Origin of the sequence: Polynucleobacter sp. 86C-FISCH (assembly GCF_018882415.1) — a bacterium.
GTDB lineage: Bacteria > Pseudomonadota > Gammaproteobacteria > Burkholderiales > Burkholderiaceae > Polynucleobacter.
On sequence record NZ_JACVOL010000001.1, the window covers coordinates 478623 to 504243 of the forward strand.

Here is a 25621-nt window from a genome sequence, read left to right on the forward strand (position 1 = left end):
TAAAAAAGCCCGCTTATAGCGGGCTTTTTTATTTCCGCTATATTCATGAACTTCTCCTATAGCCTTACAGATAAGCAATCCATATGAACGTCGACCAGTCAGAAATCGCCAAATTTAGCGCCCTAGCCCATCGCTGGTGGGATCCTAATAGCGAATTCAAACCCCTGCATGCTATTAATCCTTTGCGATTGAATTGGATTAAGTCATTTGTTGATTTGGACGGCAAAAAAGTGGTTGATATTGGTTGCGGCGGCGGCATATTGGCAGAGTCGATTTCACAATCAGGTGCAGATACAACAGGCATTGATTTATCTGAAAAGGCTCTCAAAGTAGCCGAGTTACATGCACTTGAAGTGGGTGCAAACCTCACATATCGCTCTATCTCTGCAGAAGCACTTGCAGAAGAGCAACCGGAACAATACGACGTAGTGACCTGCATGGAAATGCTTGAGCACGTACCTGATCCAGCATCTGTAGTCCGTGCTTGCGCCAAACTCTGCAAACCTGGGGGCACATTATTTTTTAGCACCCTCAATCGCAGCCCTAAGTCCTACTTATTTGCGATTATTGGCGCTGAATATATTCTTAAACTACTTCCTAAAGGCACTCACGAATACGCTAAATTCATCAAGCCTTCTGAGTTGGTTGCGTTTACCCGTCATGCAGGCCTGGAGATGGCTGGCATCAAAGGATTGAGCTACAACCCGCTGACTCAGGTTTATAGCCTAGGTGATGACGTAGATGTGAACTATATGATCGCCGTTAGAAAGTAATCCGATAGATGAGCAAGCTTTTCAGCCCCTATGAAGGCATCTTTTTTGATCTAGATGGCACGCTAGCGGATACCGCCCCAGATTTGGTTGCAGCAACCAACAAATTGTTAGTTGCCCGTAACCTCACTCCTAAACCATATGAGTTTCTGCGTCCCTATGCCTCAGCCGGAGCTCGTGGCTTACTTGAGGGCGCCTTTGGGATCAGCCCAGATCACGAGGATTTTGTTGCACTTCGTGATGAGTTTTTCAGTAATTATGAAAAAGCCCTGCTGGTTGATAGCAAGCTATTTGATGGAATTGATCATTTATTGGATCAAATGGATGCTGTGAGCCTGCCCTGGGGAATCATCACCAACAAAAGTGAGCGCTTTACTAACCCGCTAACCGATCTCATGGGTCTACGTCAGAGAGCTGTTTCTACTGTTTCTGGGGACACCACCCCTTACTCAAAGCCGCATCCAGAGCCGATTCTCCACGCAGCCAGAATTAGCAACATCGATCCAAGCAAATCAATTTATGTTGGGGACGATATTAGAGACGTTTTGGCAGGCAAAGCTGCTGGAATGAAGACCGTGGCTGCCGCTTATGGCTACTGCGGCTGTAAAGAACCTCCAGAGGCCTGGGGGGCGGATTACATCGCCAACAACCCCCTCGATTTGTTGCAAATCATCTTTCCCAACAGGGACTAAAGATATTCAACAATTTAAAGCTAGCGGCTTTAAAATAGGAAGTTCCAATGCATGCAATCTGGGACCGACATGGTTTCGACGTGGATTACAAAGCATCAAGGGCATACCGAGGACCCGTTATCTCGTAAATCAATGGGAATGTTTTAACTGCAAACGACGAACGTTTCGCACTAGCCGCTTAATTGCGGTTGCCCCTGAACTGATTCTCTCTTGGGTCAGCTAGCGCAAGCTAGATCAGGGTCATATACAAGAGATAAGGTCATTTCATGTCACGGGGAATGATTCGAAAATTTAGTGAATCGTCAGCAAAGAACGTGTCAATCCGTGCTTAACTGATTAAATCAAATGATATGACTAAGTATGTAGAACTTGTTGTGGAGGATTTGCGGACGCGGGTTCGATTCCCGCCGGTTCCACCAATTTGAAGTCTGTAACAAACAAACGCCACCTACCAAGGTGGCGTTTTGCTTTCCTCAAAATGAATTAATGGGATGCATTAATTAAACTGATAACTCATGCCAGCCTGAAAGTTGAGTGGTGCTCCAGCAAAAATGCCATCCGGACTGCGACTAGAAATGTAGCGCTTATCAAATACGTTATTGATTACTCCAAATACTTTCCAATCTTTATTAATGACATAGTTAGCACTCCAATTGACTGTCGTAAAGGCAGGCACCTCGCCTAAAGTTCCAATAGCATTTGGAACAACAGTATTTGCTGAGTCAGCGTATTGATTGGAAACATAGTTCAGGCTAACCAAAGTATTGAAACCATTCTTTTCATAACTCACGCCAAAGTTGGATGTGAGCTTGGGGGTATAAGGAATGCGATTACCATCACGCCCCAAAGAATTCGTCCCAACAAACTTTGCAACCGGTATGTAGGTAGCGTTAGCGTTGATAGCCCAACCATGACCCAACTCATAACCCAGGGATGCCTCAGCACCTTGATGCAAACTCTTGCCCCCGTTAGCTTTAGAAATTCCCGCAGCCAAACTTTGGTTCACAATTTGATTGCTAAAGTTCATGCTAAAGATGGCAGAGTCATAAGAAAACGCGCCCGATCGTCCACGCAGTCCTAATTCCATATTAGTGGAGCGCTCTGGTGCCAGCTGCTGATCAACCCCCTTATCGTCAATCGCCGTAGCCAATTGAGCTGGTGCAAATCCTTTGTAAATACTGCCGTAGGCTTGCGCTTGCGGTATGAGCTGCCAGGTTGCTCCAATTTGCGGAATGGTTTCCACATTCTTGGCGGCACCCGATTTACCAGTGATCACATTTGCGCGGGTTTGGTTATAGCTTTCAACGCGCACCCCTGGAATTAAAGCGAAGTTATCCGTCAACAGAAATCGATTCTGGCCATACAAGGCAATCGAGTTAGCCTTATTGTCCTCATGAAGCGAAACTCGCCCTGAATACGCTAATGCTTTTGAGCTCACCAACTGATTAATTTGAGATTCAGTGTGCAAACGCACTCCAAACTCTGCCTCATTGGCAATTCCCAAAGCCTTATACGCATGATTTATTCGAGAATCTATACCCAACATTTGAAACTCTCGATTACGACCAACTAAACAGTCGGCGCCCACATTACAAGCCTTAAAAATCGTGGCATCTTGAGTGCGTTTCACAATACTTTGTCGCCAATAGTCTCGAGATAACTTGCTCCAATACATCAATGTATTGATTTTGGTATCTGAATCAATTTCTAAAGAGTGGTTGATATCCACAGCATTTCTTTGGGTAATAAAACGATCGTTTGGCGCTGGGTTATCTTTAGTGCGATTGATGTATTGGGTGGGGCGCAGACCCACATAGGACGTATTGATGTTGTTATCGTAATGGGTGTACTTGACGCTTAGCCACTGATTCTGCGCAATCTCAATGCCGCCCTTCATTAAGATGTCGTACATCTTAAAACCATTTACTTGATACCCGCTGGACTCTGACTGAATCAAGTTAATTCCGCCAATTGCACCATTTGTGGATGATTTACCTCCGGCCTCTATCTCCGCCAAACGATACCCATAGTTACCAACCTTACCGGTTAACTTAAAACCTTGTGATGGTGTTTTGGTAAGGTAGTTAATTACCCCACCAATATTTGAGGGGCCATACTGAAGACCTGATGCCCCCTTTAATACCTCAATCCCACCAATGCGCTCAACTGGAGGGCTGTAATAAGAAGCATTGGAAATAAATAGGCTAGGTTGAATTGGTGCGCCGTCCTCTAGTAGCAGCACTTTAGAGCTGCGACTGGGATTCAAGCCTCGTATACCAATATTCGGAATGGCGCCAAACCCACCCTCATCCCCGCGAATATTAACGCCAGGAACCGTCCTCAATACATCCTGTAATGATTGAGGCTGCAACTCCTCCATCCTCTTTTGATCAATCACATCGACTGTCCCAGGAATTTTGCTAGAGGCATTTTGCTCACGACCAACAATATCTATTCTGGGTAATTCAATATCTTGAGCTTTTACCCAGCTTGAAAAAGCGCTCCCACACAACAATGCTATTGATGAAAACCAGGCGAGCCTGTTTTGATAACGCAAAACATCTTGATGCTTCATATACCATCTCCAGTGATAACAACAAAAAATCGCTGGCTATATGCATATGAAGATGCTCTTGCTGGCTAGTAAGCTATTTCATTTTTACTTCGTCAGAATGAGTTTTCCCAATTTAGTAATGCGCAATTGATAAGTGTGTCCGTCATGCGTAATAAACATTTGCTTGCCTTGACCAAGCAGAGCTTCACTTGAAACAGTCTTTGGGGAAATCTCGGCTGAACGAATGTATTTCAAGTCTAAATCTACGGTTTTGTAATTGGTCAAGCGCTATCCCTCCAGGCTAAAGTGAACTGGGGCCTGAAAACACTGCGAAGATTGATTGAAAGCTGAAGAAAGCGGCAGAAATCTCCATTGCGACAAAGTAGCGAGCGCCGACCTATCTAAGCTCTGAAATCCTGAACTCCTGGAGACACTGGCCTCATCTACAAAACCACCCTGGTTAACGCACAACTTAATCATCACCAAACCCTGCTCCCTGAGTTTTCTACTTAACAAGGGATATATGGGCTTGGGGTTATGTAGAACGTGTCTAGGAATTAAGCTCAAGGAGTGACCACCCCCTCTTTCGCTACTGCTTACAGAAGATTCCTCAGAGGGCCTGGGGTTGAGATTTTCTGTGGAAGTAATTGCGGTTGTTTTAGCCATTGACGTTTCTTTACGCTGACTGGGTTGATGTGTGCGTAGATTGACTAAATTCACCATTATGGATTCTGAAGTGTGCGATCTTTCACCCTCAAGAGATGAAGGTGAAAAGAATAGGAAAGCCAAAAGATGGATTGTGACTACACCTGAAATAATCAAAGTATTTCTAGGTGGAAAACTACAGAGAAAATGACTTCCTTAAAAGTTAAACAAGAAAACAGTGGGTAGCTGAACTGACATAACTTTCAGTAACTACGGACTCTTTACAAACATTTTAAGGATGATGCATTTGATAAACAACCACAATCCCAATGGGGACGGGGTTCGTAGGGCTATTGTTGTGTTACTACTTCAGCGCTAAACGCCAAAGTGAAGTTACTTCTTTAGAGCGCGCTGCATGTAATGCATCTGTTTGATCAAACGCCTTATGATGCGTTGGCTTGGTATCAATGCGTGCGAGAACTTTTAAGTTTGCCTGCTCAATCCATTGAAGAAGTTCATCTCTCGATCTCAAACCCAAATGCTCAGCCAAGTCAGACAGAATTAACCAACTCTCACCGTCATCAAGCAAATGATTCTTTAAATTACACAAAAAGCCTTTTAACATTTGGCTCTCGGGGTCATATACCGCGTGCTCGAGAGAAGAGCTTGGCCTAGCTGGCAGCCATGGCGGATTGCAAACAATGAGCGCCGCCTTGCCCGATGGAAATAAATCAGTCTTGAGAACATCAATTTGAGATTGCAAATCTAGACGCTCAATGTTTTCTTGTGCGCATGCGATCGCTCTGTCGTCTAAATCCGTTGAAACAATCTTCTGAATTCCTCGCAAAGCCAATACAACCGCAAGCACACCAGTGCCCGCGCCAATATCGAAAGCAGTTGAATTTTTCTTGATGGCGGCTGGTAGCGGAGTCTTTAATACCAACTCAATGTACTCACCGCGTACAGGCGAGAACACGCCATAGTGCGGATGAATGCGAACTTCTTCATCATCTCTAGTAAGAACTTGCACGCCCGTTTTGCGCCATTCATGGGCGCTAATGACGCCGAGCAGTTCACGAAGGGAAATGACATAAGGCTCAGTCTGCTCACCATATGCTTCAAGACAAGCTTGGGTGACATCTGGAGCACGTCTTAAAGAGATGCTGTGATCTGCATTTACTGGAATCAATACCATCCCCAAAATACGGGCACGCTGTGATTGAGCAAGGCGGTGAAGATTAAACGTATCTAAGGGGCCTTTGGTTTTCTCTTTTGCAACTCGATCAGCTCTAGAGGATTTCTTGGAAGGCTTGTCCACTCTGCGCACCAAAGCCTGCAAAAGCTGTCGGGCATTCTGAAAGTCGCCCTTGTATAGCATTGCCGTGCCTTCACAAGCCAAACGATAAGCAATATCAGCAGTCAGAGTGTCGTCTGCGATCTGAATCTTTTTATGGGGAGCAATACCATTTTCAGAGTGCCACTTGGCGCTATGGACTTGTCCGCCATCTTCCCACTGAAGAGTTGTTGATGAGGTCACCTAGGAAACCACAAAACGGTTATTTTGATAATCATCAATAGCCTGCTCAATCTCGGCACGGGTATTCATAACAAAGGGACCGTATTGAACGATGGGCTCATGAAGTGGCAAGGCAGCCAAGACAATAAATTGCGCGCCAGCTGCTCCTGCCTTCGCCTTTAAACGATCACCATCTCCGAGAACAATAGCAGCCTGCTTTGGAACGGATCTCATGGGGCCACCAATTTCTAGATCGCCTTCGTAAACATAAACAAATGCATTTAGCTCTTTAGGAATGCGGTGCTCAAATTCAGCATTAGACGGCAAATGCACATCCAAAAATAATGGGGCCGTAGTAATTCCCTGAATCGGACCTTGAATTTCATTTCCTTCGTGGCTGTAGGCGCCAGCAATGACCTTCACTGAGCCACCACTTTCTAAAACAACCTTAGGGATATCTTCAACCTGAATATCTTTGTACCCTGCCGGCTTCATCTTTTCTTTGGCGGGCAAGTTGATCCACAGCTGAAAGCCACGCATGGCACCGCTAACCTGTTGTGGCATCTCAGAATGAATGATGCCGCGCCCTGCTGTCATCCACTGAACTCCACCAGTCTTAAGATGGCCTTGATTTCCCAAATGATCTTCATGCAGCATATGACCTTCAAGCATATATGTCACCGTCTCAAATCCACGATGCGGATGGGCCGGAAAGCCTGCTACGTAATCGTTCGGATCGTTTGAAGAAAATTCATCGAGCATCAAAAAAGGGTCTAGCCTCACTTGATTCTGCCCACCAAGACTACGGCGCAATTTCACACCCGCGCCATCAGAAGTAGCAATGCCAGGAATAATGGTTTGAATATTGCGGATCATGTTCTAAGGCTTATATTTCTTTTAAGCAGGTGGATGATCTTCAGGATTGACGTCTAGCGCGATTAAGAAGCGGGACACCATGTTGTAAGCGGCGATGACCGTTACCAACTCTACCGTATCGGTACTTCCTAACGCCTTTTGTAAACGCTTCATCAATTCAGGATCTACCTTGATGTTGCGCGTCATTTGAAAAGTGAGTTCAGCAGCATCGTTTTCTACTGGCGAATACAACTCTTTTGGGAAATTGGATTGCCCAATGAGGCGCAAGCCTTGTACCTGCTCCTCCGTACCACCCGCCTTTTTGAAAGGTGGTGCATGGTGAAAGAATTCATACTCGGCACCATTGAGCACCGCCACGCCACACATAGCTAATTCACGCAACTTGGGATCTAAAGATAAATTATTCCGAATCTCACCAATAAAATGATTCCAGCCTTCTGCAATCGGAATGCTATGCAAAAGCATGCGGTCTAGATTAATAAACTGACCACCACGTCTTTTGCGTATAGCATCTACCAACTCAGCTGGTTCAGCCAAATCCATTGGCTGATACGGAATTAAACGTTCTGACATAAATCCCTCTTATGAATACTGCTTACTGAGCAGTTTCTTTAATATTGTTTTCAATGACGAACTTACCCCAAATACCAATTTGCTTGCCAATAAACTCTTGCGCAGCTTCAGGTGTGCCACCAACAATTTGAATGCCTTGAGCCTTGAATTTCTCAGCAACAGCAGGAGTTTTCAACGCCTTGTTTAAAGCCTTATTCATCGCATCCACTACTGCTGGTGGAGTTTTACCAGGGGCTAATACTGCCCACCATGCAGGCGCACTAAATCCAGGGAAGCCACTCTCAGAAATCGTTGGCACATTAGGCAAGGAAGGCGATCTCTTGGCAGTAGTGATAACCAAAGGAATAACACCACCGCTGTCGACGTGTGGCTTCACTAAAAATTCTGAGCCTACTGCTAGCTCTACCTGACCACCTAAAGCATCTTGCATCAACGGACCGCCGCCACGATACGGAATGTGGTTCCAATCAAAGCCAGCCTGTTTTGCTAAACGAGCCATTGCTAAATGACCCAAGCTACCAATGCCGATAGAGCCATAGCTAAATTGCTTACCTGACTTAGAAAGATCCACTAATTGCTTGAAGCTAGTAATGCCAGATTTTTTACTGGCTACTAACACCATTGGTGACGTACCAATCAATACTACAGGTGCAATATCTTTAATCGTGTCGTAGGGAAGCTTGTCTTTGAGACTGGGGTTCACGCCGTGCGTATCGAACACCACCGCAAAGGTATAGCCGTCTGCATCAGAACGAGTCATTGCGGACGTACCAATTACTCCAGAGGCGCCACCAATATTCTCAACAATGACGTTTTGCTTGAGCTCTGCCTGCAAAGCGGGTGCTAGTACACGGGCAACCTGATCAACCGAGCCGCCTGGAGGGAATACGGCAATTAAACGAATTGGCTTTTGGGTAGGCCAAGCGCCTACTCCCGCAGATTGGGCACATACAAAACCACTAAAGCCTAAAGTCATTAATGTGCTTAAAAAGATGTTTTTAAAGGCTCTTTTGGCCGTTTTTGCTAAATCCAGCATGGATTTGTCTCCTGTAAATAAGACCTCAAGGTTAACACCCCTGAGGTCTATTTGCTCGATAATGGCGACGTAGCCAAGTGAGAGAAAAATGAAGTCGATTTTAAATATTGCCGCCTATTTATTTGTCAGCCTAGATGGCTTACCTGAGCTTCGCGCCAAGATGCTCGAAGAATGCAATGCACGCCAACTGAAAGGCACCATCTTATTAACTGGCGAGGGGATCAATATGTTCCTTGCTGGTAAAGCCGATGCACTTCGCGGATTTTTAGACTGGTTGCGTCTTGATCCCCGCTTTACTCCCCTGCAAGCAAAAGAAAGCTGGTCTGAAGATCAACCTTTCAAAAAGATGTTGATCAAGCTGAAAAATGAAATTATTCGCATGAACCATCCAGCTATTCGCCCAGAAGAAGGTCGCGCTAACTTTATTAGCCCCAAAAAATTACAAGAGTGGTTAGATCGCGGCACCGATGATCTGGGTCGCTCAGTCGTCATGGTAGATACACGTAATGCCTTTGAAGTCGACTACGGCACTTTTGAAAATGCTCTGCATTTCAATATCGAAAAATTTACAGAATTTCCTGCGGCTATTTCCGCTCATAAAGATGAGCTTGCAGATAAAACATTGGTTAGCTTTTGCACTGGTGGGATTCGCTGCGAAAAATCCGGTCTCTATATGCGAGAAATTGGTATGCAACATAGCTACCAATTAGAAGGTGGAATACTGAAGTACTTTGAAGAGGTGGGCTCCGCCCACTACCAAGGCAGCTGCTTTGTTTTTGATGAGCGCGAAGCACTTGAACCTAATTTAGACTCCATTCCTGTAGAGCATTCCATTCGTAAAAAACTGCGCATGAACTCTTCCACAGATTAACCCACCGAAAGCATTATTCATTCATGACCTCATTACCTAATATCGTTGTTCTCGGAGACTATGAGCGAGCACTGCGCCGCTTTTCTAATTGGGACAAGTTAGATCAACAAGCTAAGCTCACTATTCATCACGAGCCTTTAAGAGATGAAGCGCTCTATGAAGCCGTTAAAGATGCAGATGCGATTGCTATCGTCAGGGATCGATCTCCTTTTAATGAAGCCATGATTGCGCGCCTGCCAAAGCTCAAGTTTTTAATGTTTACCGGCGAACGCAATGGCACCCTAGAAGCATCCGCTCTAGTTTCCAGAAATATCCCTATGGCATGCACTCCTGGCGGCCCTTCCAAAGAAACTACAGCTGAGCTGACTTGGGCATTAATTTTGGGCGCATCCAAGCGCTTGATTGAAGAAAATAAATTGATTGCGTCTGGCGGCTGGCGTGATGCCATGTCTGTTTTACCCATGCTCTCAGGTGAACGTTTAGGCATCATGGGTTTGGGTGCCATTGGCGGCCGAGTAGCTCGCGTTGGAGCCGCATTTGGCATGGAAGTGGTAGCTTGGAGTCCGCGTATGACTCCGGAACGTGCGGCGGCTGAAAATGCAAAAGCAGTGAGTCTTGATGAGCTTCTGAAAACCTCCAAAGTGGTGTCCATGCATTTAGTTGCGGGTCCAGGAACCAAGGGTCTCATTAGCGCTGATCAATTAGCACTCATGCGTCCAGATTCCATTTTGGTAAATACCTCACGCTCAGCGCTGATCAACATGTCGGACTTACAAACAGCGTTAACAGCAGGTAGGCCAGGTCAAGCTGCGGTAGATGTTTTTGATATTGAACCCCTCCCAGAAAAAGATGTGTTGCGTAACACCCCAAATTTACTAGTCACGCCTCATCTTGGATTTATTGCTGAGCCTATTTTTGCCACCTTCTCAAAAGGAATCACTGAGACTCTGGAAGCGTGGTTAGAAAATAAGCCTGTGCCGCATCCATTTAAGCCACAGTAGGCTTTACCAGCCAACAATCATGCAGCAAAAAACTCTGACCCCGAAACAGCTATTTATTGGGTTTAGCAAGATCGGCATGTCTGGGTTTGGAGGCGTTCTTCCCTGGGCTCGCCGAACAATTGTTGAACAAGAGAAATGGTTAACCCCAGAAGAATTCAGTGCAATGCTGGGTATTTGCCAAATTGTTCCCGGCCCCAATATTGTCAATCTGGGCGTTTGTGTAGGGAGTCGCTTTGCTGGAGTGCGCGGCGCATTCGCAGCAGTCATGGGCTTGATGCTTGGACCCGTGGCCTTAGTAATACTGCTAGGCATTCTTTACGAGCATTACAGTTATATGCCAATTGTTCAGGGTTTATTACGAGGCATCTCCGCAGTTGGGGTCGGCCTAATAGCAAGCACCGGCTTTAAGATGATGCGCACCGAAATGAAATACCCTCCCATGCTGTTGGTCATCTTTCTAACAATCTTGGCGGCAACGTATTTTCATTTAGGACTTGGGTGGGTGGTCTTAATCGCTTCACCATTAGCTTTTTTTCTAGCCTGGAAGAAAGTGAAGCAATGATCAGCACCCTCGTTGGCCTCTTCCTCAAACTCTCCGCCTTTTCCCTGGTAGCCTTTGGCGGTATCAACGCTCTTCTTCCTACCCTTTACGATCTTTCCGTCAATCAAGAGCATTGGATTAATGGTCAAACTTTTGCAGACTACTTTGCAATAGCTCAAGCAGCGCCTGGGCCCAACCTCATGACCGTCACACTCATTGGCTGGAATGTAGGAGGTGTCATTGGCGCATTGGTTGCTACCCTAGCAATTGCTTGGCCATCCTCAATCATGATCTACTTCTTGCAGCGTTCTATTTTAGGTATGCGCGACATTCAAAAGCAGAGGGTAATTCAAGCAGCGGCTGGCGTACTGGCAGTTGGCTTAGTTCTATCTGCTGCTTGGGGTATCGCACTTCAAATCAATAACAGCACTGCCGCCCATTTATTGACCTTTGGCACAATAGCTATAACTTTATTTACTCGCTGGCATCCTCTCTACTTAATTGCTATAGGTGGAGTTTTAGGCGTAGTAGGATTTATTTAATAACTTCGAGAAAAAAATATGAGAATCATTCGAAATATTTCTGCTTCCCTGCTTTGTTTATTTGCTGTTTTCTCAAGCTCTGTATTTGCTCAAAGCAATTACCCCAACAAGCCAATTAACCTGATTGTTCCCTATGGCGCAGGCGGAAGCGCAGATTCGAGGAGTCGTCAGCTAGGTCAAAAGATGAGCCTTATTCTCAAGCAGCCTATCGTGATTGATAACAAACCAGGCGCCGGTGGAAATATTGGCACAGAGGCTATCGTGCGTGCAGCCCCTGACGGATACACCATCGGCATGGGTAACTTTGCACCAATGGCTGTGAACAAAACCCTCTTCGGCAATTTACGTTATGACCCTGAAACCGACTTAACTCCCATCATCCTAGTGGAAAAGGGTCCCTTGGTTTTGGTGGTTAATCCGAACTCCCCCTTTAAAACAGTCCAAGATATTGTTGTTGCAGCAAAAGCAAAGCCCGGCGTTCTCACGTTTTCCTCAGGCGGGATTGGCGGCAGCCACCAACTCTCCGCAGAGCTTTTTGAACTGAGCGCTGACATTCAAATGATTCACGTACCTTATAAGAGTGGATCTGCCGCATTGACCGATCTAATGGCTGGTAATGTTGACCTCATGTTTGATCAAATGTATTCGGCGGTACCAAGTATTAAAGCGGACAAGATTCGACCACTTGCCATTACTAGCAAAAAGCGCTCACCCTTACTTCCAAATGTTCCTAGTTTTGTTGAGTTAGGCTATCCCAAGGTAGAGGTTTTAAATTGGCAAGGGCTCATCGCACCCAAAGGAACACCCAAAGCCATTATTGATAAGCTCAATGCTGCTGCAAATGAAGCACTCAAAGATCCTCAGCTACGTGAACTAATGCTCGCACAAGGTAATGAGATTGGCGGGGGAAGCCCTGCAGAATTTGCTGCTCTCGTTAAATCTGAAGCAAGCAAATGGAGCGCAGTAGTGAAAAGCGCAAACATCAAACCAGAGTAAAAAAAGATGTGCAAACAATAAAGGGGCTTGAGGCCCCTTTATTTATTTAAGCGCCTGGTAAGTAAGGATACCCAAGAAGGTAAGGACGAGCGAGCCAACCAAGTTCAGAAGAGCAGTAAGTAGGGCCCAAGTAAATTCACCGCGCTGCATAAATCCAACTACGTCAGCAGAAAAACTGGAGAAAGTAGTCAGACCTCCCAAGAAGCCTGTTACAACTAAAAGCTTCCACTCAGGAGACAGGTGTGGGTTATTGCCAAAAAAAGCTACTGCAACCCCTATCAAATAACCGCCAACCATATTAGAGATAAAGGTCCCTAAAGGCAGCACAGCTCCAGCACCAACAGTCAGAAAATTAAAGGCTGCTCTTAATAGAGCACCTAGACCGGCGCCAAAGAAAATTGCGAAAATTGAAAGCCACATAATCTGTTCTTTATTGAATGGAGAAACCTAGCATGCTAATTGAACTCATTTCGATGCCATCAGTATAGATTTTTACTTGCTCACCCTCTTCTTGTAAAGCTAAGGTATATAGAGCGGGCCAATAATGTTCTGCGGTCGGTATCGACATATGAGCTGCATCACCATAACTCTCCCAATCAATTAAAGGACCATGATGCTTGGCGTGCATCTCTGAGATGAAAAAATCATTGAAGTCTTTTGCCCAAGGATAAGGCTGTGCATCTTCTTGCCAATGAATAGTACGCAAGTTATGCACCACATTGCCGCTCGACAAAATGAGAATATTTTCATCACGTAATGGGCGCAACTGCTTAGCCAATTCATAATGCTCGCGCGCTGACATAGATCCGTCTAGGCTCAACTGCACTACTGGGACATCAGCTTCCGGGTAAAGATATTTGAGAACTGACCATGCACCATGATCAATGCCCCATTCATTTTCTTCAAGCACTACCGGAACACTCAATAACTCTTGCACGCGGTCTGCTAGTGCAGGACTGCCTGTCGCAGGGTATTGAATATCGAAAAGGGCTTGCGGGAATCCGCCAAAGTCGTGAATTGTTTTAGGCTTAGACATTGCGGTAACCCATACTCCACGAGTTACCCAATGAGCTGAGATCACCAATATGGCGTCTGGTCGTTTGAATGTTTTTCCTAGAGCAGACCAGGCCGCTGTAAAGCGGTTGGGCTCTATGGCGTACATCGGACTGCCATGGCCAGCAAATACTGCAGGTTGGCGATGGCTAGTCATTAATGCAGATTAACCGAATACGTAACCTGTGTGAGCTGCAACCAAAGCAAACAAAATAGCCAAGCTAGTAGCGGCGCCCAACATCACGATCAATGTAATGATCTTTTTGTTGATTTCTTCTTTTGATTCGTTATGCCATTCGTTCATGCTAAATCCTCTGTAAACACATTAATGAGTGGAGTAATTATCCACTATCGACCGCGACCAGCCTTGCGCATCATGCCTTTTCCCCCGCCAAAGCCTGCCTGAGGCCTTCCAGCAGGTCCAGATGGGCCTTTTGGGACAGGTGGGCGTGCTGGCGGCTTAGCAATTACAGCCTTAGCCGGGGTCTTTGAATCGGGTTTCTTTTCGTCAGTCACTTTGAGCTCCTATGGATATCATATTGCCATGATTACTGACTATTCTATCCAAGCTGTCGCAATTAATGCGATTCCCCTGATTTTTGCCATCACCATCCACGAAGCAGCCCATGGTTATGCCGCCCGTCGATTTGGCGACAACACAGCGTATATGCTGGGACGAGTCAGCCTTAACCCCGCTAAACATATAGACCCCGTTGGAACCATCTTGATCCCGCTGGTCTTACTTCTAACTGGGTCGCCATTTTTAGTGGGCTACGCCAAGCCTGTTCCGGTGAATTTTGGACGCCTCAGAAACCCCAGAATTGACTCGATCTGGGTTGCCTTGGCAGGACCGGGATCAAATTTCATCCAAGCACTGATTTGGCTCATCCTCTTAATTTGCTTAGTAGGCTTTGGGGTCAATGAAAAATTCCTGATCTCCATGTCTCAAGCGGGCATTACCTGGAATTTAGGTTTATTGGTATTTAATCTATTTCCCCTGCCCCCTCTGGATGGGGGCCGCGTTCTAGCAAGCCTACTTCCTGCACGTCAGTCGATTGCCCTTGGCAAGTTAGAGCCTTGGGGCTTTTTTATTGTGCTGGGACTCGTATTTACTGGGGTCATTAGCGCCTTATGGATGACTCCACTGATGAGCTTCTTTGAATGGCTGATCCTTTTGCTCACTAGCCCTCTCAGAATGATCTTTTAAGCAAGCGGAAAAGCATTTTCTGGGATATTCTGAATCCACGTAGCGCACCTCACATCAGGAGAACAATCATGAAACTACAAAAATTGGTTTTAGCAGGCACCGCAACTGTTTTAGCGATTGGCGCAGGAGTAGCATTTGCGCAATTCCAAAAACCAGAAGATGCCATTAAATATCGTCAGAGCGCATTTACGGTCATGGCAAACTCTTTTGGAAAAATTGGCGCAGTTGTTAAAGGCGAAGCACCTTACAACAAAGATGAAGTTGCCAAGAATGCTGCAATCGTTGCAATGCTGTCTACTTTGCCATGGCAAGCCTTTGGTCCAGGCACTGAAGGCGGCAAAGCACAACCAGCTGTCTGGTCAGACAACGCAAAATTCAAAGCCGCTGGTGACAAGATGCAATTAGCGGTAGTGGATCTTAATAAGGCCGCTCAGTCTGGCGATCTCGAAAGTATTAAGAAAGCTTTTGGTGCAGCAGGTGCAACTTGCAAAGGTTGCCATGACGATTTCAAAAAGAAATAATCCAACTTTATTGGCTGTTACTTTGTAATAAAGTAGCCCACCACTACAGCGATCACACTCAAGATTACTAAAGCCAGTCCTCGCTGTAGCCCTCCATCCTTGGAGGCTCGACCCAAGTCAGTAGGCAAGTATTTAGCCTCTTCACTTGGGTCAATTTCTTTGTCACCACTGATCATTGGTTTAATAAGATTTTCACCTTTAAATTTTTTGTAGAACCAGATCGCCGCAATATGAATTGTAATCAGCGTATAGATCACCACCTGATTACCCTCATGAATCTGGGACAGAAATGAGCTTACCGAGCTCGATACATATTTTGCTAGCGGCCCCTGAAAGGCAATCTCATCATCCACAAACAAACCCGTTGCAACCTGTACGCACAATACAAAAAGTAATGCAAACACAGATAATGCGCCAACTGGATTATGACCAAGCACGCGAGGTGAACTACCTTGCAAATAAGCAAGAATCGCCTTTTTACTCGGAAAGAAGGAAACAAAACGCGCGTGAGTAGAGCCAATGAATCCCCAGATTATTCTGAAGATCAATAAGCACAAAATGCTGTAGCCAAAATAGGCGTGCCATTGAATGGCATTGCCACCTATATTGACGCTAATGAAACTCCCCACAATGCAAAGCACTAACAACCAGTGAAATAAACGGATCGGCAAATCCCAGACGCGAATGATTTTCTTCATGTTTAAAGGATAACTCGCTTCTCCCTTAAAATGCTGAGAATTCATGAATCCCGGCAAAGCCTTTAGAACCTTACTGCTGTACCGTATCGGTGCAACACTCAGCTACCAAATTACGATGGTTGCGGTAGGCTGGCATCTTTATGAAATCACCAATAGCGTGGTGTCACTCGGGCTCATTGGCCTTGCAGAGCTTGTACCCTACTTTGCACTTGCCCTTTATTCAGGACATGCAGTAGATCACTATTCCCGCAAATGGATTGCAGCCATCGCATGCCTGATTCATATTGCAGTAGGCTTATTTTTAACTTGCATTGCACTGGGCTGGCTTTCTCCACCAGTCCCATTGATTTACACCGCCGTTGCATTTATTGGTGTTGGACGAGCTCTCTTAAGACCATCCTATCAAGCGCTGTTTGGTCAGATTATTCCAAGAGATCAACTACCCCGATACACAGCTTATGCATCTTCCGCTTTTCAGATTTGTGTAGTGGCCGGCCCAGGACTGGGTGGCCTCATGATTGGCTTTGCAGGCCTCGAATGGACTTACTTACTTGCTGCATTTTGTGGAGCAGTCGGTTTATACGGAATCACTTTTATTACCGCCGTACAAGAAAAGTCGAGCAACTTATCTGGTCACTTCTTAAAAAGTTTTTTGGAGGGCTTTCATTACGTCAGAAAACATGAGCTCATTTTGGGCATCATGGCACTCGACATGTTTGCCGTTCTCTTTGGTGGCGCCGTTTCTATCCTGCCTGCCTTTGTTAAAGAGGTCTTGAACGCGGGCCCAGAGACCTTGGGAATCTTGCGTGCCGCGCCCGCAGCAGGCGCTGTGATTACCGGCATCTACTTAGCTCGACGCCCGGTTCTGACGGATTCAGGAAAACACCTTCTTATCTCAGTTGCTGGATTTGGTGCAGCCATCATTGCCTTTGGTATCTCCAGTAATTTATGGCTGTGCGCCCTCTTCTTATTTATTTCTGGATGCTTTGATTCTGTGTCAGTAGTGATCCGAGGAAGCATCATGCAGCTTACGACACCGGATCATATGCGCGGCAGAATTAGTGCCATCAATGGAATCTTTATTGGTTCATCCAATGAATTAGGCGCACTTGAATCTGGCATCGCCGCCAGCATGATGGGCTTAGTACCGTCTATCGTATTTGGTGGGGTGGCGACGATTGCAATCGTATTGATTACACATCGCCTTGCTCCACACCTTAGCAAGTTGCATTTAAAAGATATCTCTTAAAGCAATTGGCTGCATTACTGAATTGCTAACTTGCCACTATTTAATTTCTGGCAAATCTTTCTGAATAATCTTCAGGCCAGCACGCAGAGCATCTTGATAGCGCTCACGCTCCGCTTTAATCGTTTCAGCGGTCCAAGTGAAAAAGCCTTCACCGGTTTTCATACCAAACTTACCGCTAGCGATACGATCACTCAAACACTTCGCAATCGTTGGTGAATTATTTAGAGTGGGGTAAATGGTTGCTCCGCCAGCACCATGCACCTCAAGGCCAGCATGATCTCTTTGCATAGCTGGACCGGCTGCAATATAACGAAAGCCAAATCCAAAGCGCACAGCCTTATCAATATCCTCAGGTGTACATATTCCCTCATCAACCATAGCAAAGGCCTCGCGCGATAAAGCGTGTTGCAAGCGATTTGCCAAAAAGCCAGGGAGATCTTTTTTCACAGTCACTGGCACCATGCCGCAAGCAGTCATTAATCGCGAAAGACTTTCGCCAACCATTGGGGAAGTCTTTTGACCATAAACTACTTCTACACATGGCACTAAATGCGCGGGCATAAAAAAATGTAAGCCAATCATTCGGGCAGATGTTCTCAAACCACTCGCAATTTCGCTAATAGGGAAACTTGTACTATTGCTAGCCAATACTGCCTCTGGCTTTGCATATTTTTCTAGTTTGGCAAATAGCTCGCGCTTAATATCCAAGCGCTCTGGCACACATTCAATCACTAGATCGATGTCGGTCCAATCGACTTCTTCTAGAGTTCCGGCAACAGTGAGTAAATGGGTACGATGCTCGTATCCCAAATCAGCCATCGTGTTGGCGAAGTAGTCAGGCAACAGCGCGCGTCGTTCGGTTGTTGGCTCGACTACCTGCACAGCACAACCACCGCGTGCGCATACCGCTGCAACGTCTGCACCCATAGTGCCGCCACCGACTATCACCACTTTGGTTTCAGCTGGTGTAAATAACATGAATGCTCTCCTAAAGGGTGCCGACTTTTTCTGAAAATTACTCTTACAATGGGGTCATTATTTCAATAAAAAAGCTAGCGAGACATGATCCCCGTCAATTCGGTGCTGCAGGTCGGCCATTTCCCTGAAATTATGCAGGCTGAGATAGATCGGCGCTTTATCCCCATTCATCATCCCGATCCGCAAGCTCCCGCTCCTGCTGGAAACTTTCAAGCGATTTTGATTCGCTCCAATACGAAGCTTCCGGAAGCGCTGGTTAAACAAATCCCTGGTATCCGCATGGTTGCAACCTGTGGTGTTGGTTACGACAACCTTCCTCTAGACTATTTAAAAGCAAATGGCATTAAGGCAAGCAATACGCCGGGCGTCTTAAACGACGCAGTTTGCGAGCTAGCAGTCGGCATAATGCTTGCACTTTTGCGCCAACTTCCAGAGGCTCAGGAATACGTCAAAAGCACTGCTTGGTCAAAGGCACCCTTCAGAATCACCACTACCCTGGCTGGCAAGCGCGTAGGCATTGCAGGCATGGGCCGGATTGGCCAAGATTTAGCCGAACGGTTAAAGCCTTTTAAGGTAGAAATTGCCTATTCAGGGCCAAACAAAAAAACGCTTCCTTACACTTACCATCGAGATATCAAGGATTTAGCGAAAGACTGCGACATCCTATTTTTAGCTTGTCCTGCCACACCTGAAACCAACAAGATGGTCAACGCCGAAGTTCTTGAGGCTCTGGGTTCCACCGGCTATTTAGTTAATATCGCTCGTGGCAGCGTGGTGGATGAGGATGCTCTTTTATATGCACTGCAACATAAAAAGATTGCCGGCGCCGCTTTAGATGTTTTTGAAAACGAGCCCAACCCAAACAAAGATTTCTTAAATCTTGATAATGTATTGTTAACACCACATATTGGTAGCGCCACCTCGGAAACACGGATAGCAATGACCCAATTAGCTGTAGATAATTTAGAAGCTTTCTTTAAACAACAACCACTTCCATCGGAAGTAAATAACTAGAAAAACGGAGCCAGCATGACGATTTCTCTGCACCCATCAACCTTACCTGCGGTGCTTTCCCCTGTTCTGACACCATTTAATGCAGACGGCACCCCGGATGCTCCTAAGTTATTAAAGCAATGCAAATGGCTAGAAGCTAATGGCGTTGGCCAAGCCATCTTTGGCACAAACTCTGAAGCTAACTCAATGTCAGCCCCACAGAAGATGAGCACCCTGACAACACTCATTGAGGGTGGCTTAAACCCAGAACACCTTATGCCAGGCACCGGTGCTACATCAATTGATGCCACTGTCAACATGACACGTCACGCAGTGAACCACAAATGTGCCGGCGTATTAATGTTGCCACCCTTCTATTACAAAGATGTTTCTGACGATGGCCTATTTGCTTACTTCTCTGAAGTAATTCAAAAAGTTGGCAGTGCTGCACTACAGATCTACATCTACAACATTCCACCAGTTACCAAAATTAATTTAAGCCTCTCTTTGTTAGAGCGCTTAACAAAAGAGTATCCAAAAACCATTGTTGGCATGAAAGATAGCTCCGGTGATTGGGCTTATACAGAATCCGTCATTAAATTATTGGCGCCTCATGGCTTCCGCGTATATGCGGGTAGCGAAGTATTCTTAATGCGCGCTTTACGTGCTGGCGGTGTAGGCTGCATCTCCGCTACCGCTAACGTGAACCCAAAAGCAATTGCCGATTTAGCTGCGCACTGGAGAGAGTCTGATGCCGACCAACGTCAGGCCAGCCTTGACCAGGTGCGTGGAATTTTTGCTAAATATCAAATGATTGCTGGCATGAAGACTGCTGTTGCTCATTACAGCAAAGATCCTGAGTGGCTCAGAGTTCGTCCGCCACTCATGCAATTAACCGCTGAGCAACAAGCTCAATTGTTAAGTGAGTTGCAGAAAATTAATTTCAGTATGCCGGGCCTGTAATTTAAAAATATAAAACCAATTAGGAGACAACAATGAAACTACTTAAGATAATTGCTTTATCACTGAGCTTTTTATGCGCAAGCGTGAGTGCTCAGAACATCTCTATTGCAACAGGCGGTACAGGCGGTGTTTACTACCCAATGGGTGGCGGACTTGCTTCAGTACTCTCTAGCAAAGTTCCCGGAATGTCTGCTACAGCAGAAGTCACCGGTGGTTCTGTTGACAACCTGAAACTCATTGGCACGGGCAAGCCTTATGTTGGTTTCTCAATGGCTGATGCTGCTAAAGATGCAACTAGCGGTGTTGATAAGTTCAAAGATAAGCCAATTGAAGTACGCACTTTGCTAATTCTTTATCCAAACTTGATGCACGTTGCAACAGTTGAATCGACTGGCATCAAAACTATGGCTGATCTCAAAGGCAAACGCGTAAGCACTGGATCTCCTGGTAGCGCTACAGAAGTCATGGCGTTCCGTCTTCTTGAAGCAGCAGGCATCGACCCAACTAAAGACATCAAGCGCGAGCGCTTAAGTGTTGCTGAATCTGTGAATGCAGTAAAGGACCGCAAGATTGATGCATTCTTCTGGGTTGGTGGCTTACCTACTGCAGCGGTAACTGATTTAGCCAATAGCCCTGGCATGAAAATTGTCATGGTCGACACATCGGCTGAAGTCCCGGCAATGAATAAGAAATACGGTAACTTGTATTTCCCATCCCTCATTACCAAACAAACCTATAGCGGTATGGCTAAAGACAACAATGTTGCTGCAGTTGCTAACTTATTGGTTGTGAATGCCTCCATGTCTGATGCTGAAGCTTACAAAATCGTGAAGGCTGTCTTTGACAACCAGCTCGAGTTAGTTCGCTCACATGCCGAATACCGCAATGTCAAACTGGATGCTCAAAAAGCAAACGCAACACCAGTTCCATACCATCCAGGCGCCTTAAAGTACTTTAAGGAAAAGGGTGTCAAAGTAAACTAAGCCAGCATTTGTAGTCAGGGGTGAGTCAAACTCACCCCTTTTTGTTTTAAAGTAGCGCATAAATATAAAAAATATAGGTTGAGACATGAATCAAAACGTTATCGATAACGAAACCCAGGAAAAATTAGATGCCTTCATCAAGCAAGAGGAAGGCGACTCTAACGACTACAAGGGTCTACTAGCCAAGTTCATCACCCTGGTTGCAGTAGGCATGTCTTTATTTCATCTTTATGCGGCCTACTCTATCGTCCCAACACATCAGCTACGCGTTATTCACGTAGCGCTTGTGCTATTTTTAGTATTCCTTAGTTTTCCAATTGCTGCGCGCTTTAAAAATCGCCTCATGATTTGGGACGTTCTATTCGCCATAGGATCGATAGCCATCGCATATCACATTCTCAGTGGCGGCGATGATTTCATGGATCGAAACACTGCACCAAACTCTACAGATGTAATGATTGGTATTGGATTGATATTGCTAATCCTTGAGAGTGTCCGAAGAACGAATGGCATGGTTCTAGTGACAGTAACTGTTTTATTTTTGCTGTATGCACTATTTGGCAACTACCTGCCTGCCCCATGGACACATAAAGGTTATGAACTTGATCGCCTAGTAGGTTATATGTACATGACGCTCGAAGGCATTTACGGCACCGCTGTAGACGTCTCTGCAACCCTCATTATTCTGTTCACCATTTTTGGCGCCTTCTTGCAATTCACAGGCGCAGGTAAATTCTTTATTGATTTCTCATTTGCGGCAATGGGCGGTAAATCTTCTGGCGTAGGCAGAACCATCGTGATGTCATCATTTTTATTGGGTGGTCCATCAGGTTCAGGCGTTGCTACAACTGTTACCGTTGGCTCAGTTGCAGCCCCGATGTTAGATAAGGTAGGTTACGAGAAGAATGCAGCTGGTGGCCTTTTGGCAGCAGGTGGTCTTGGCGCGATTATTTCACCTCCGGTACTCGGAGCGGCAGCCTTCTTGATTGCTGACTTCCTAAAAATTTCGTATTTAGATGTGTTGTTGATGGCAACTATCCCAACGATCCTCTTTTATCTTGGCTTGTTTGTCATGGTAGAGATTGATGTTCGTAAATATGGCATGAAGAGCATTCAGTTTTCATCAGCTGAAACTGCGTGGCAGCTTACTAAAAAGTATTGGTTTCACTTTTTCTCACTCATCTCCATCGTCGTCTTTATGTTGATGGGCTTTTCTCCTGTCATGTCAGTATTTTGGGCAACCGTAGTTTCTGCACTATCTAGCATGTTGCGCGAAGATACTGCAATTATTCCTTGGGCATGGTTTAAGGGAAAAGAGCCTATTCTTAAAGGACTCTATAACTCGGGCCTCACGAAGGCGCTTGCCTCTGGATCAACCGGTGTATTGGCAATTGCGGCTACCTGTGCTGGTGCTGGCTTGATCGTCGGCACCGTCACCCTGACAGGTCTTGGTCTGAAATTTAGCTCGATTGTGATTCAATACGCTGGCGGATCTCTTCTGCTAACAACGATCTTTACCGCTTTAGTGGTTTGGGTGGTTGGTCTGGCTGTTCCAGTGACAGCCTCTTACATTATTTGCGCCGTGATTGCAGCGCCTGCTCTCATTAATTTGGGCGTACCTGCATTTGCTGCTCATATGTTTATCTTCTATTACGCCGTGCTTTCTGAAGTATCGCCACCGACTGCGCTCTCCCCATTTGCAGCTGCGGCGATATGCAAAGGTAATCCCTATAAGACCACCTTGCAAACTTGGAAGTATGTTGCTCCAGCCATCCTAGTGCCATTCATGTTTGTATTAGATAAGTCTGGTGTGAGCTTATTGCTGATGGGATCTACTACTGCACTTGAGCAGGCTGACTGGATGCAAATCGCCTGGGTCTCATTTACAGCAGTGGTTGGAATCATCTGCCTGGCTGGAGGACTGCAAGGCTGGTTCATCGAGAAAACCAAAATCTTTGAACGCGTGATTATGGTGATCTCTGGAGTTGCTCTTGCCTACCCTTCTACTGAAGCAGACTTGATTGGCTTCATCGGATTTGGTTTGGTTCTGGTTACTCAAACCATTACGCATTTCAAACTCAATCCGCGATCATCTTAAGAAGCTCTCTTAAAAACAATAAAGCCCGCACTAGCGGGCTTTATTTTTAGGCGAGAACGGAAAACTCTAGCTTATGAGATCTTAGTCCAAGCAGCCTTGCCTGCGTACTTCTTTACAGCTGCTTCATCAAACTCAAATCCTAGTCCCGGGGTTTTATGTAATATCAGATCACCATTCTTAAAGGTGAGCTGCTTGTTAATTAATCTACGGAAGTTGAGCACTTGGTCATCCAAGAAGAACTCAACAAAACGCGCATTAGGGGTGGCGGCTACCAAGGGTGCATGTAAATCATGCATCCAGTGCGGACAAACAATGACACCCTTTAAATCCGCATATGCAGAGATTCTTCTCCACTCAGTAATGCCGCCACACACTGCGGCATCAGATTGCAAAATGGCGGCGCCACCAGCATCAATTAATTCTCTAAAACGCCAACGTCCCGCTTCCATTTCTCCAGTAGCAACATTGATCTTAGTTTGACGTGCTAATGCAGCATGCAAATCGATCGCATCTGGCGAAAAAGGCTCTTCTATCCAGTAAGGGTTGTAAGCTTCAAAGCGACGCACGTACTCAAGAGCGGTTGGTAAGTCACGCCATGCATTGTTCGCATCTAAAGTGAGTAAAACATCATCACCCACCGCTTTACGAGCCGCTTTAACTCGAGCCTCTTCTTCTGATGGAGATAGGCGACCCACCTTCATCTTCACCGCCTTAAAGCCTTGCTTAACGTAAGACTCCATCTCTTTGCCAAGCTTGGCCGGGGTCTTTCCTTCAAGGTAGTAGCCGCCACTGGCATAAGCTGGCACGCGATCATCCACCACTGAGCCGAGGTATTGATGCAAGGGCAAGCCAACTGATCGTGCATTTAAATCCCACAGAGCTGTATCCAAAATAGAGATTCCACGCATCACGGCACCAGTCCGCCCCTGCAATATGGACTCGTTATACATATCCATCCACAAACCTTCACTGCGGTGACTATTTTGACCAATCAGTTTGGGGGCCAATAATTGCTCCACGGCAACCTTGGCGATATCTCCACCAGCGCTACCAACATAACAAAAGCCAATGCCTTCGTTCCCATCCTTGCCACGAACTTTCACTAGACAATAATGACGTTCAGAAACAGTGCGAGTAGAAAATGAGGTGACCTTGTCTAAAGGTACTGCTACAGAAGCAACTTGGATGGATTCAATAATCGGCATCTAAACTCCTTAATCAAAAAATGATTGTATCCAGAATTTAAATTGCCGGCAGGAGTCTAAATAAGGAATAATCGACTCATTCCTAACAGAATACGCAGGCTAAAAATGAGCAAAGTGGTTGTCATCGGAACGGGAACTATGGGTGTTGGCATTGCTGCTGGATTTTTAGCCAGTGGCGCCAACATTGTCATGCTAGGTCGCACCCCAGAGAAGGCTTTAGCATGCCTCGACTCCATTAGGTCATGTGCAGATTCAATTAATACCGAATGGCCAAAGGCAAACCCCTCGTTACAAAGCGGCAGCATTGAAACCTGGCAAGACTGGGATGATGTGGACTTTGTGATTGAAACAGTATCCGAGCAACTGCAATTGAAGCAGGACATCTTTGCCCTGCTAGACCAACGTGTTCCGCCTCACATTCCCATTGGTAGCAATAGTTCTGGCTTTCCTATCAGCGATATTGCAAAGGATCTGCCAACAGCACATCGCATGTTTAATGCCCACTACTTTATGCCTGCGCACATCGTGCCACTCGTAGAAATTGTTACGGGGAAACGTTCTGATTTAGTCTTGGCAGAAAAGCTCTGTCAGTTTTATCGCGCCCACGGCAAGAAGCCGGTGCTAGTTAAAAAAGATATCCCGGGGTTTTTAGCAAATCGCATTCAGCATGCATTAATGCGTGAAGCACTTTCGCTTGTAGAGGAAGGTGTCGCCACTCCTGACGATATAGATACCGCTGTTCGCTATAGCTTTGGATTTCGCTACGCTGCAGTTGGGCCTATGACTCAAAAAGAAATCTCCGGCTGGGAAGGCATGACCTTAGCTGCAGAATTGATATACCCCTCACTGTCCAATATCACCCATCCACCAAGTTGTGTGACCAATTTAGTTAAAAGTGGCAAAACTGGCATTGCTAAGGGCGCAGGATTCAAAGACTGGCCGACTCATGAGGCAACCCTCATGAAGCAGAAGTACGAACAAAGGCTAAAAGCTGCCTTTGAAGTTCTGAAGATCGCACCAGACCAAGATTAAATCTAATTTGTTGCAGCACAGCATATTT

General features: G+C 45.8%; 29 protein-coding genes and 1 other RNA gene. 16 read left to right on the plus strand and 14 right to left on the minus strand.

Features of this window, described 5'->3' with window-relative positions; translation table 11 throughout:
- The first annotated feature begins 83 nt into the window (after positions 1-83).
- From ubiG to ssrA, 3 genes are all read left to right on the plus strand, one after another.
- A complete protein-coding gene (ubiG, locus tag ICN10_RS02250) occupies positions 84-773 on the plus strand; it encodes a bifunctional 2-polyprenyl-6-hydroxyphenol methylase/3-demethylubiquinol 3-O-methyltransferase UbiG (protein WP_216212088.1) in 690 nt (229 codons plus the stop codon).
- 8 nt (positions 774-781) lie between these two features.
- Positions 782-1462, plus strand: a complete 681-nt coding sequence (locus ICN10_RS02255; protein ID WP_216212089.1) for an HAD family hydrolase — start codon at positions 782-784, stop codon at positions 1460-1462.
- 60 nt (positions 1463-1522) lie between these two features.
- Positions 1523-1881: a transfer-messenger RNA gene (ssrA, locus tag ICN10_RS02260) on the plus strand.
- 77 nt (positions 1882-1958) lie between these two features.
- Here the strand turns inward: ssrA and ICN10_RS02265 are convergent.
- The 7 genes from ICN10_RS02265 to ICN10_RS02295 form a co-directional block, all read right to left on the minus strand.
- Positions 1959-4037: a TonB-dependent receptor domain-containing protein gene (locus ICN10_RS02265; RefSeq protein WP_216212092.1), complete on the minus strand. Its 2079-nt coding sequence runs from the start codon at positions 4035-4037 to the stop codon at positions 1959-1961.
- An 84-nt stretch (positions 4038-4121) separates the two neighbouring features.
- A complete protein-coding gene (hemP, locus tag ICN10_RS02270) occupies positions 4122-4301 on the minus strand; it encodes a hemin uptake protein HemP (RefSeq protein ID WP_216212094.1) in 180 nt (59 codons plus the stop codon).
- Positions 4302-4304: 3 nt separating this feature from the next.
- A complete protein-coding gene (locus tag ICN10_RS10200) occupies positions 4305-4739 on the minus strand; it encodes an energy transducer TonB (RefSeq protein WP_370626187.1) in 435 nt (144 codons plus the stop codon).
- Positions 4740-5025: 286 nt separating this feature from the next.
- Complete coding sequence (locus ICN10_RS02280; protein WP_216212099.1) at positions 5026-6198, minus strand: methyltransferase; 1173 nt, start codon at positions 6196-6198, stop codon at positions 5026-5028.
- Positions 6199-7053: a pirin family protein gene (locus tag ICN10_RS02285; protein WP_216212102.1), complete on the minus strand. Its 855-nt coding sequence runs from the start codon at positions 7051-7053 to the stop codon at positions 6199-6201.
- Positions 7054-7074: 21 nt separating this feature from the next.
- Positions 7075-7626 (minus strand): carboxymuconolactone decarboxylase family protein, encoded by a 552-nt coding sequence (locus ICN10_RS02290; protein ID WP_216212105.1) that lies wholly within the window; start codon positions 7624-7626, stop codon positions 7075-7077.
- A 22-nt stretch (positions 7627-7648) separates the two neighbouring features.
- Positions 7649-8662 (minus strand): tripartite tricarboxylate transporter substrate binding protein, encoded by a 1014-nt coding sequence (locus tag ICN10_RS02295; RefSeq protein WP_216212106.1) that lies wholly within the window; start codon positions 8660-8662, stop codon positions 7649-7651.
- 88 nt (positions 8663-8750) lie between these two features.
- On the opposite strand from ICN10_RS02295, the gene ICN10_RS02300 reads away from it, so the two are divergent.
- The 5 genes from ICN10_RS02300 to ICN10_RS02320 are packed head-to-tail and all read left to right on the plus strand — an operon-like array spanning position 8751 to position 12613.
- Entirely contained in the window at positions 8751-9533 is a 783-nt protein-coding gene (locus ICN10_RS02300) for a sulfurtransferase (RefSeq protein WP_216212109.1), read from the plus strand.
- Positions 9534-9556: 23 nt separating this feature from the next.
- Positions 9557-10534, plus strand: a complete 978-nt coding sequence (locus ICN10_RS02305; RefSeq protein WP_216212112.1) for a D-2-hydroxyacid dehydrogenase family protein — start codon at positions 9557-9559, stop codon at positions 10532-10534.
- A 19-nt stretch (positions 10535-10553) separates the two neighbouring features.
- Positions 10554-11096: a chromate transporter gene (locus ICN10_RS02310; RefSeq protein ID WP_216212114.1), complete on the plus strand. Its 543-nt coding sequence runs from the start codon at positions 10554-10556 to the stop codon at positions 11094-11096.
- Positions 11093-11617 (plus strand): chromate transporter, encoded by a 525-nt coding sequence (locus tag ICN10_RS02315; RefSeq protein ID WP_255536785.1) that lies wholly within the window; start codon positions 11093-11095, stop codon positions 11615-11617. Before ICN10_RS02310 ends, ICN10_RS02315 begins: the two co-directional genes overlap by 4 nt.
- Positions 11618-11635: 18 nt before the next feature.
- On the plus strand, positions 11636-12613 hold the full coding sequence (locus ICN10_RS02320) for a tripartite tricarboxylate transporter substrate binding protein (RefSeq protein ID WP_216212116.1): 978 nt from the start codon (positions 11636-11638) through the stop codon (positions 12611-12613).
- A 42-nt stretch (positions 12614-12655) separates the two neighbouring features.
- Here the strand turns inward: ICN10_RS02320 and crcB are convergent, their stop codons facing one another.
- Genes crcB through ICN10_RS02340 form a run of 4 tightly spaced genes read right to left on the minus strand, consistent with a single transcriptional unit; the run spans position 12656 to position 14182 of the window.
- The gene (gene crcB, locus ICN10_RS02325) at positions 12656-13033 is read right to left on the minus strand and encodes a fluoride efflux transporter CrcB (protein ID WP_216212119.1); all 378 of its coding nucleotides are present in this window, start codon (positions 13031-13033) and stop codon (positions 12656-12658) included.
- A gap of 10 nt (positions 13034-13043) precedes the next feature.
- The gene (ygiD, locus tag ICN10_RS02330) at positions 13044-13823 is read right to left on the minus strand and encodes a 4,5-DOPA dioxygenase extradiol (RefSeq protein WP_216212122.1); all 780 of its coding nucleotides are present in this window, start codon (positions 13821-13823) and stop codon (positions 13044-13046) included.
- Between the two features lie 9 nt (positions 13824-13832).
- Positions 13833-13970, minus strand: coding sequence for a hypothetical protein (locus ICN10_RS02335; protein WP_012358215.1), 138 nt, complete (start codon positions 13968-13970; stop codon positions 13833-13835).
- 44 nt (positions 13971-14014) lie between these two features.
- Positions 14015-14182 (minus strand): hypothetical protein, encoded by a 168-nt coding sequence (locus ICN10_RS02340; protein ID WP_216212126.1) that lies wholly within the window; start codon positions 14180-14182, stop codon positions 14015-14017.
- A gap of 28 nt (positions 14183-14210) precedes the next feature.
- Between ICN10_RS02340 and ICN10_RS02345 the strand changes: the two genes are divergently transcribed.
- Both ICN10_RS02345 and ICN10_RS02350 read left to right on the plus strand, forming a co-directional pair.
- Entirely contained in the window at positions 14211-14873 is a 663-nt protein-coding gene (locus ICN10_RS02345; protein WP_216212129.1) for a site-2 protease family protein, read from the plus strand.
- Between the two features lie 68 nt (positions 14874-14941).
- Positions 14942-15394, plus strand: a complete 453-nt coding sequence (locus ICN10_RS02350; protein ID WP_216212132.1) for a cytochrome c — start codon at positions 14942-14944, stop codon at positions 15392-15394.
- 17 nt (positions 15395-15411) lie between these two features.
- Here ICN10_RS02350 and ICN10_RS02355 read toward each other — a convergent pair whose 3' ends face one another.
- Positions 15412-16092: a cytochrome b/b6 domain-containing protein gene (locus tag ICN10_RS02355; protein ID WP_216212134.1), complete on the minus strand. Its 681-nt coding sequence runs from the start codon at positions 16090-16092 to the stop codon at positions 15412-15414.
- Positions 16093-16135: 43 nt separating this feature from the next.
- Between ICN10_RS02355 and ICN10_RS02360 the strand changes: the two genes are divergently transcribed.
- The gene (locus ICN10_RS02360) at positions 16136-17341 is read left to right on the plus strand and encodes an MFS transporter (RefSeq protein ID WP_216212137.1); all 1206 of its coding nucleotides are present in this window, start codon (positions 16136-16138) and stop codon (positions 17339-17341) included.
- A gap of 36 nt (positions 17342-17377) precedes the next feature.
- On the opposite strand, the gene ICN10_RS02365 is transcribed toward ICN10_RS02360, so the two are convergent.
- Positions 17378-18319 (minus strand): 3-hydroxyacyl-CoA dehydrogenase family protein, encoded by a 942-nt coding sequence (locus ICN10_RS02365; protein WP_216212140.1) that lies wholly within the window; start codon positions 18317-18319, stop codon positions 17378-17380.
- Positions 18320-18403: 84 nt separating this feature from the next.
- On the opposite strand from ICN10_RS02365, the gene ICN10_RS02370 reads away from it, so the two are divergent.
- From ICN10_RS02370 to ICN10_RS02385, 4 genes are all read left to right on the plus strand, one after another.
- Entirely contained in the window at positions 18404-19333 is a 930-nt protein-coding gene (locus ICN10_RS02370; RefSeq protein ID WP_216212143.1) for a 2-hydroxyacid dehydrogenase, read from the plus strand.
- A 15-nt stretch (positions 19334-19348) separates the two neighbouring features.
- The gene (locus ICN10_RS02375) at positions 19349-20275 is read left to right on the plus strand and encodes a dihydrodipicolinate synthase family protein (protein WP_216212146.1); all 927 of its coding nucleotides are present in this window, start codon (positions 19349-19351) and stop codon (positions 20273-20275) included.
- A 32-nt stretch (positions 20276-20307) separates the two neighbouring features.
- Positions 20308-21258, plus strand: coding sequence for a TAXI family TRAP transporter solute-binding subunit (locus tag ICN10_RS02380; RefSeq protein ID WP_216212149.1), 951 nt, complete (start codon positions 20308-20310; stop codon positions 21256-21258).
- 85 nt (positions 21259-21343) lie between these two features.
- Positions 21344-23356: a TRAP transporter fused permease subunit gene (locus tag ICN10_RS02385; RefSeq protein ID WP_216212151.1), complete on the plus strand. Its 2013-nt coding sequence runs from the start codon at positions 21344-21346 to the stop codon at positions 23354-23356.
- A gap of 71 nt (positions 23357-23427) precedes the next feature.
- Here the strand turns inward: ICN10_RS02385 and ICN10_RS02390 are convergent, their stop codons facing one another.
- Positions 23428-24561, minus strand: a complete 1134-nt coding sequence (locus tag ICN10_RS02390; protein WP_216212154.1) for a mandelate racemase/muconate lactonizing enzyme family protein — start codon at positions 24559-24561, stop codon at positions 23428-23430.
- 90 nt (positions 24562-24651) lie between these two features.
- On the opposite strand from ICN10_RS02390, the gene ICN10_RS02395 reads away from it, so the two are divergent.
- The gene (locus tag ICN10_RS02395) at positions 24652-25593 is read left to right on the plus strand and encodes a 3-hydroxyacyl-CoA dehydrogenase NAD-binding domain-containing protein (protein ID WP_370626213.1); all 942 of its coding nucleotides are present in this window, start codon (positions 24652-24654) and stop codon (positions 25591-25593) included.
- The last annotated feature ends 28 nt before the right edge of the window (positions 25594-25621 follow it).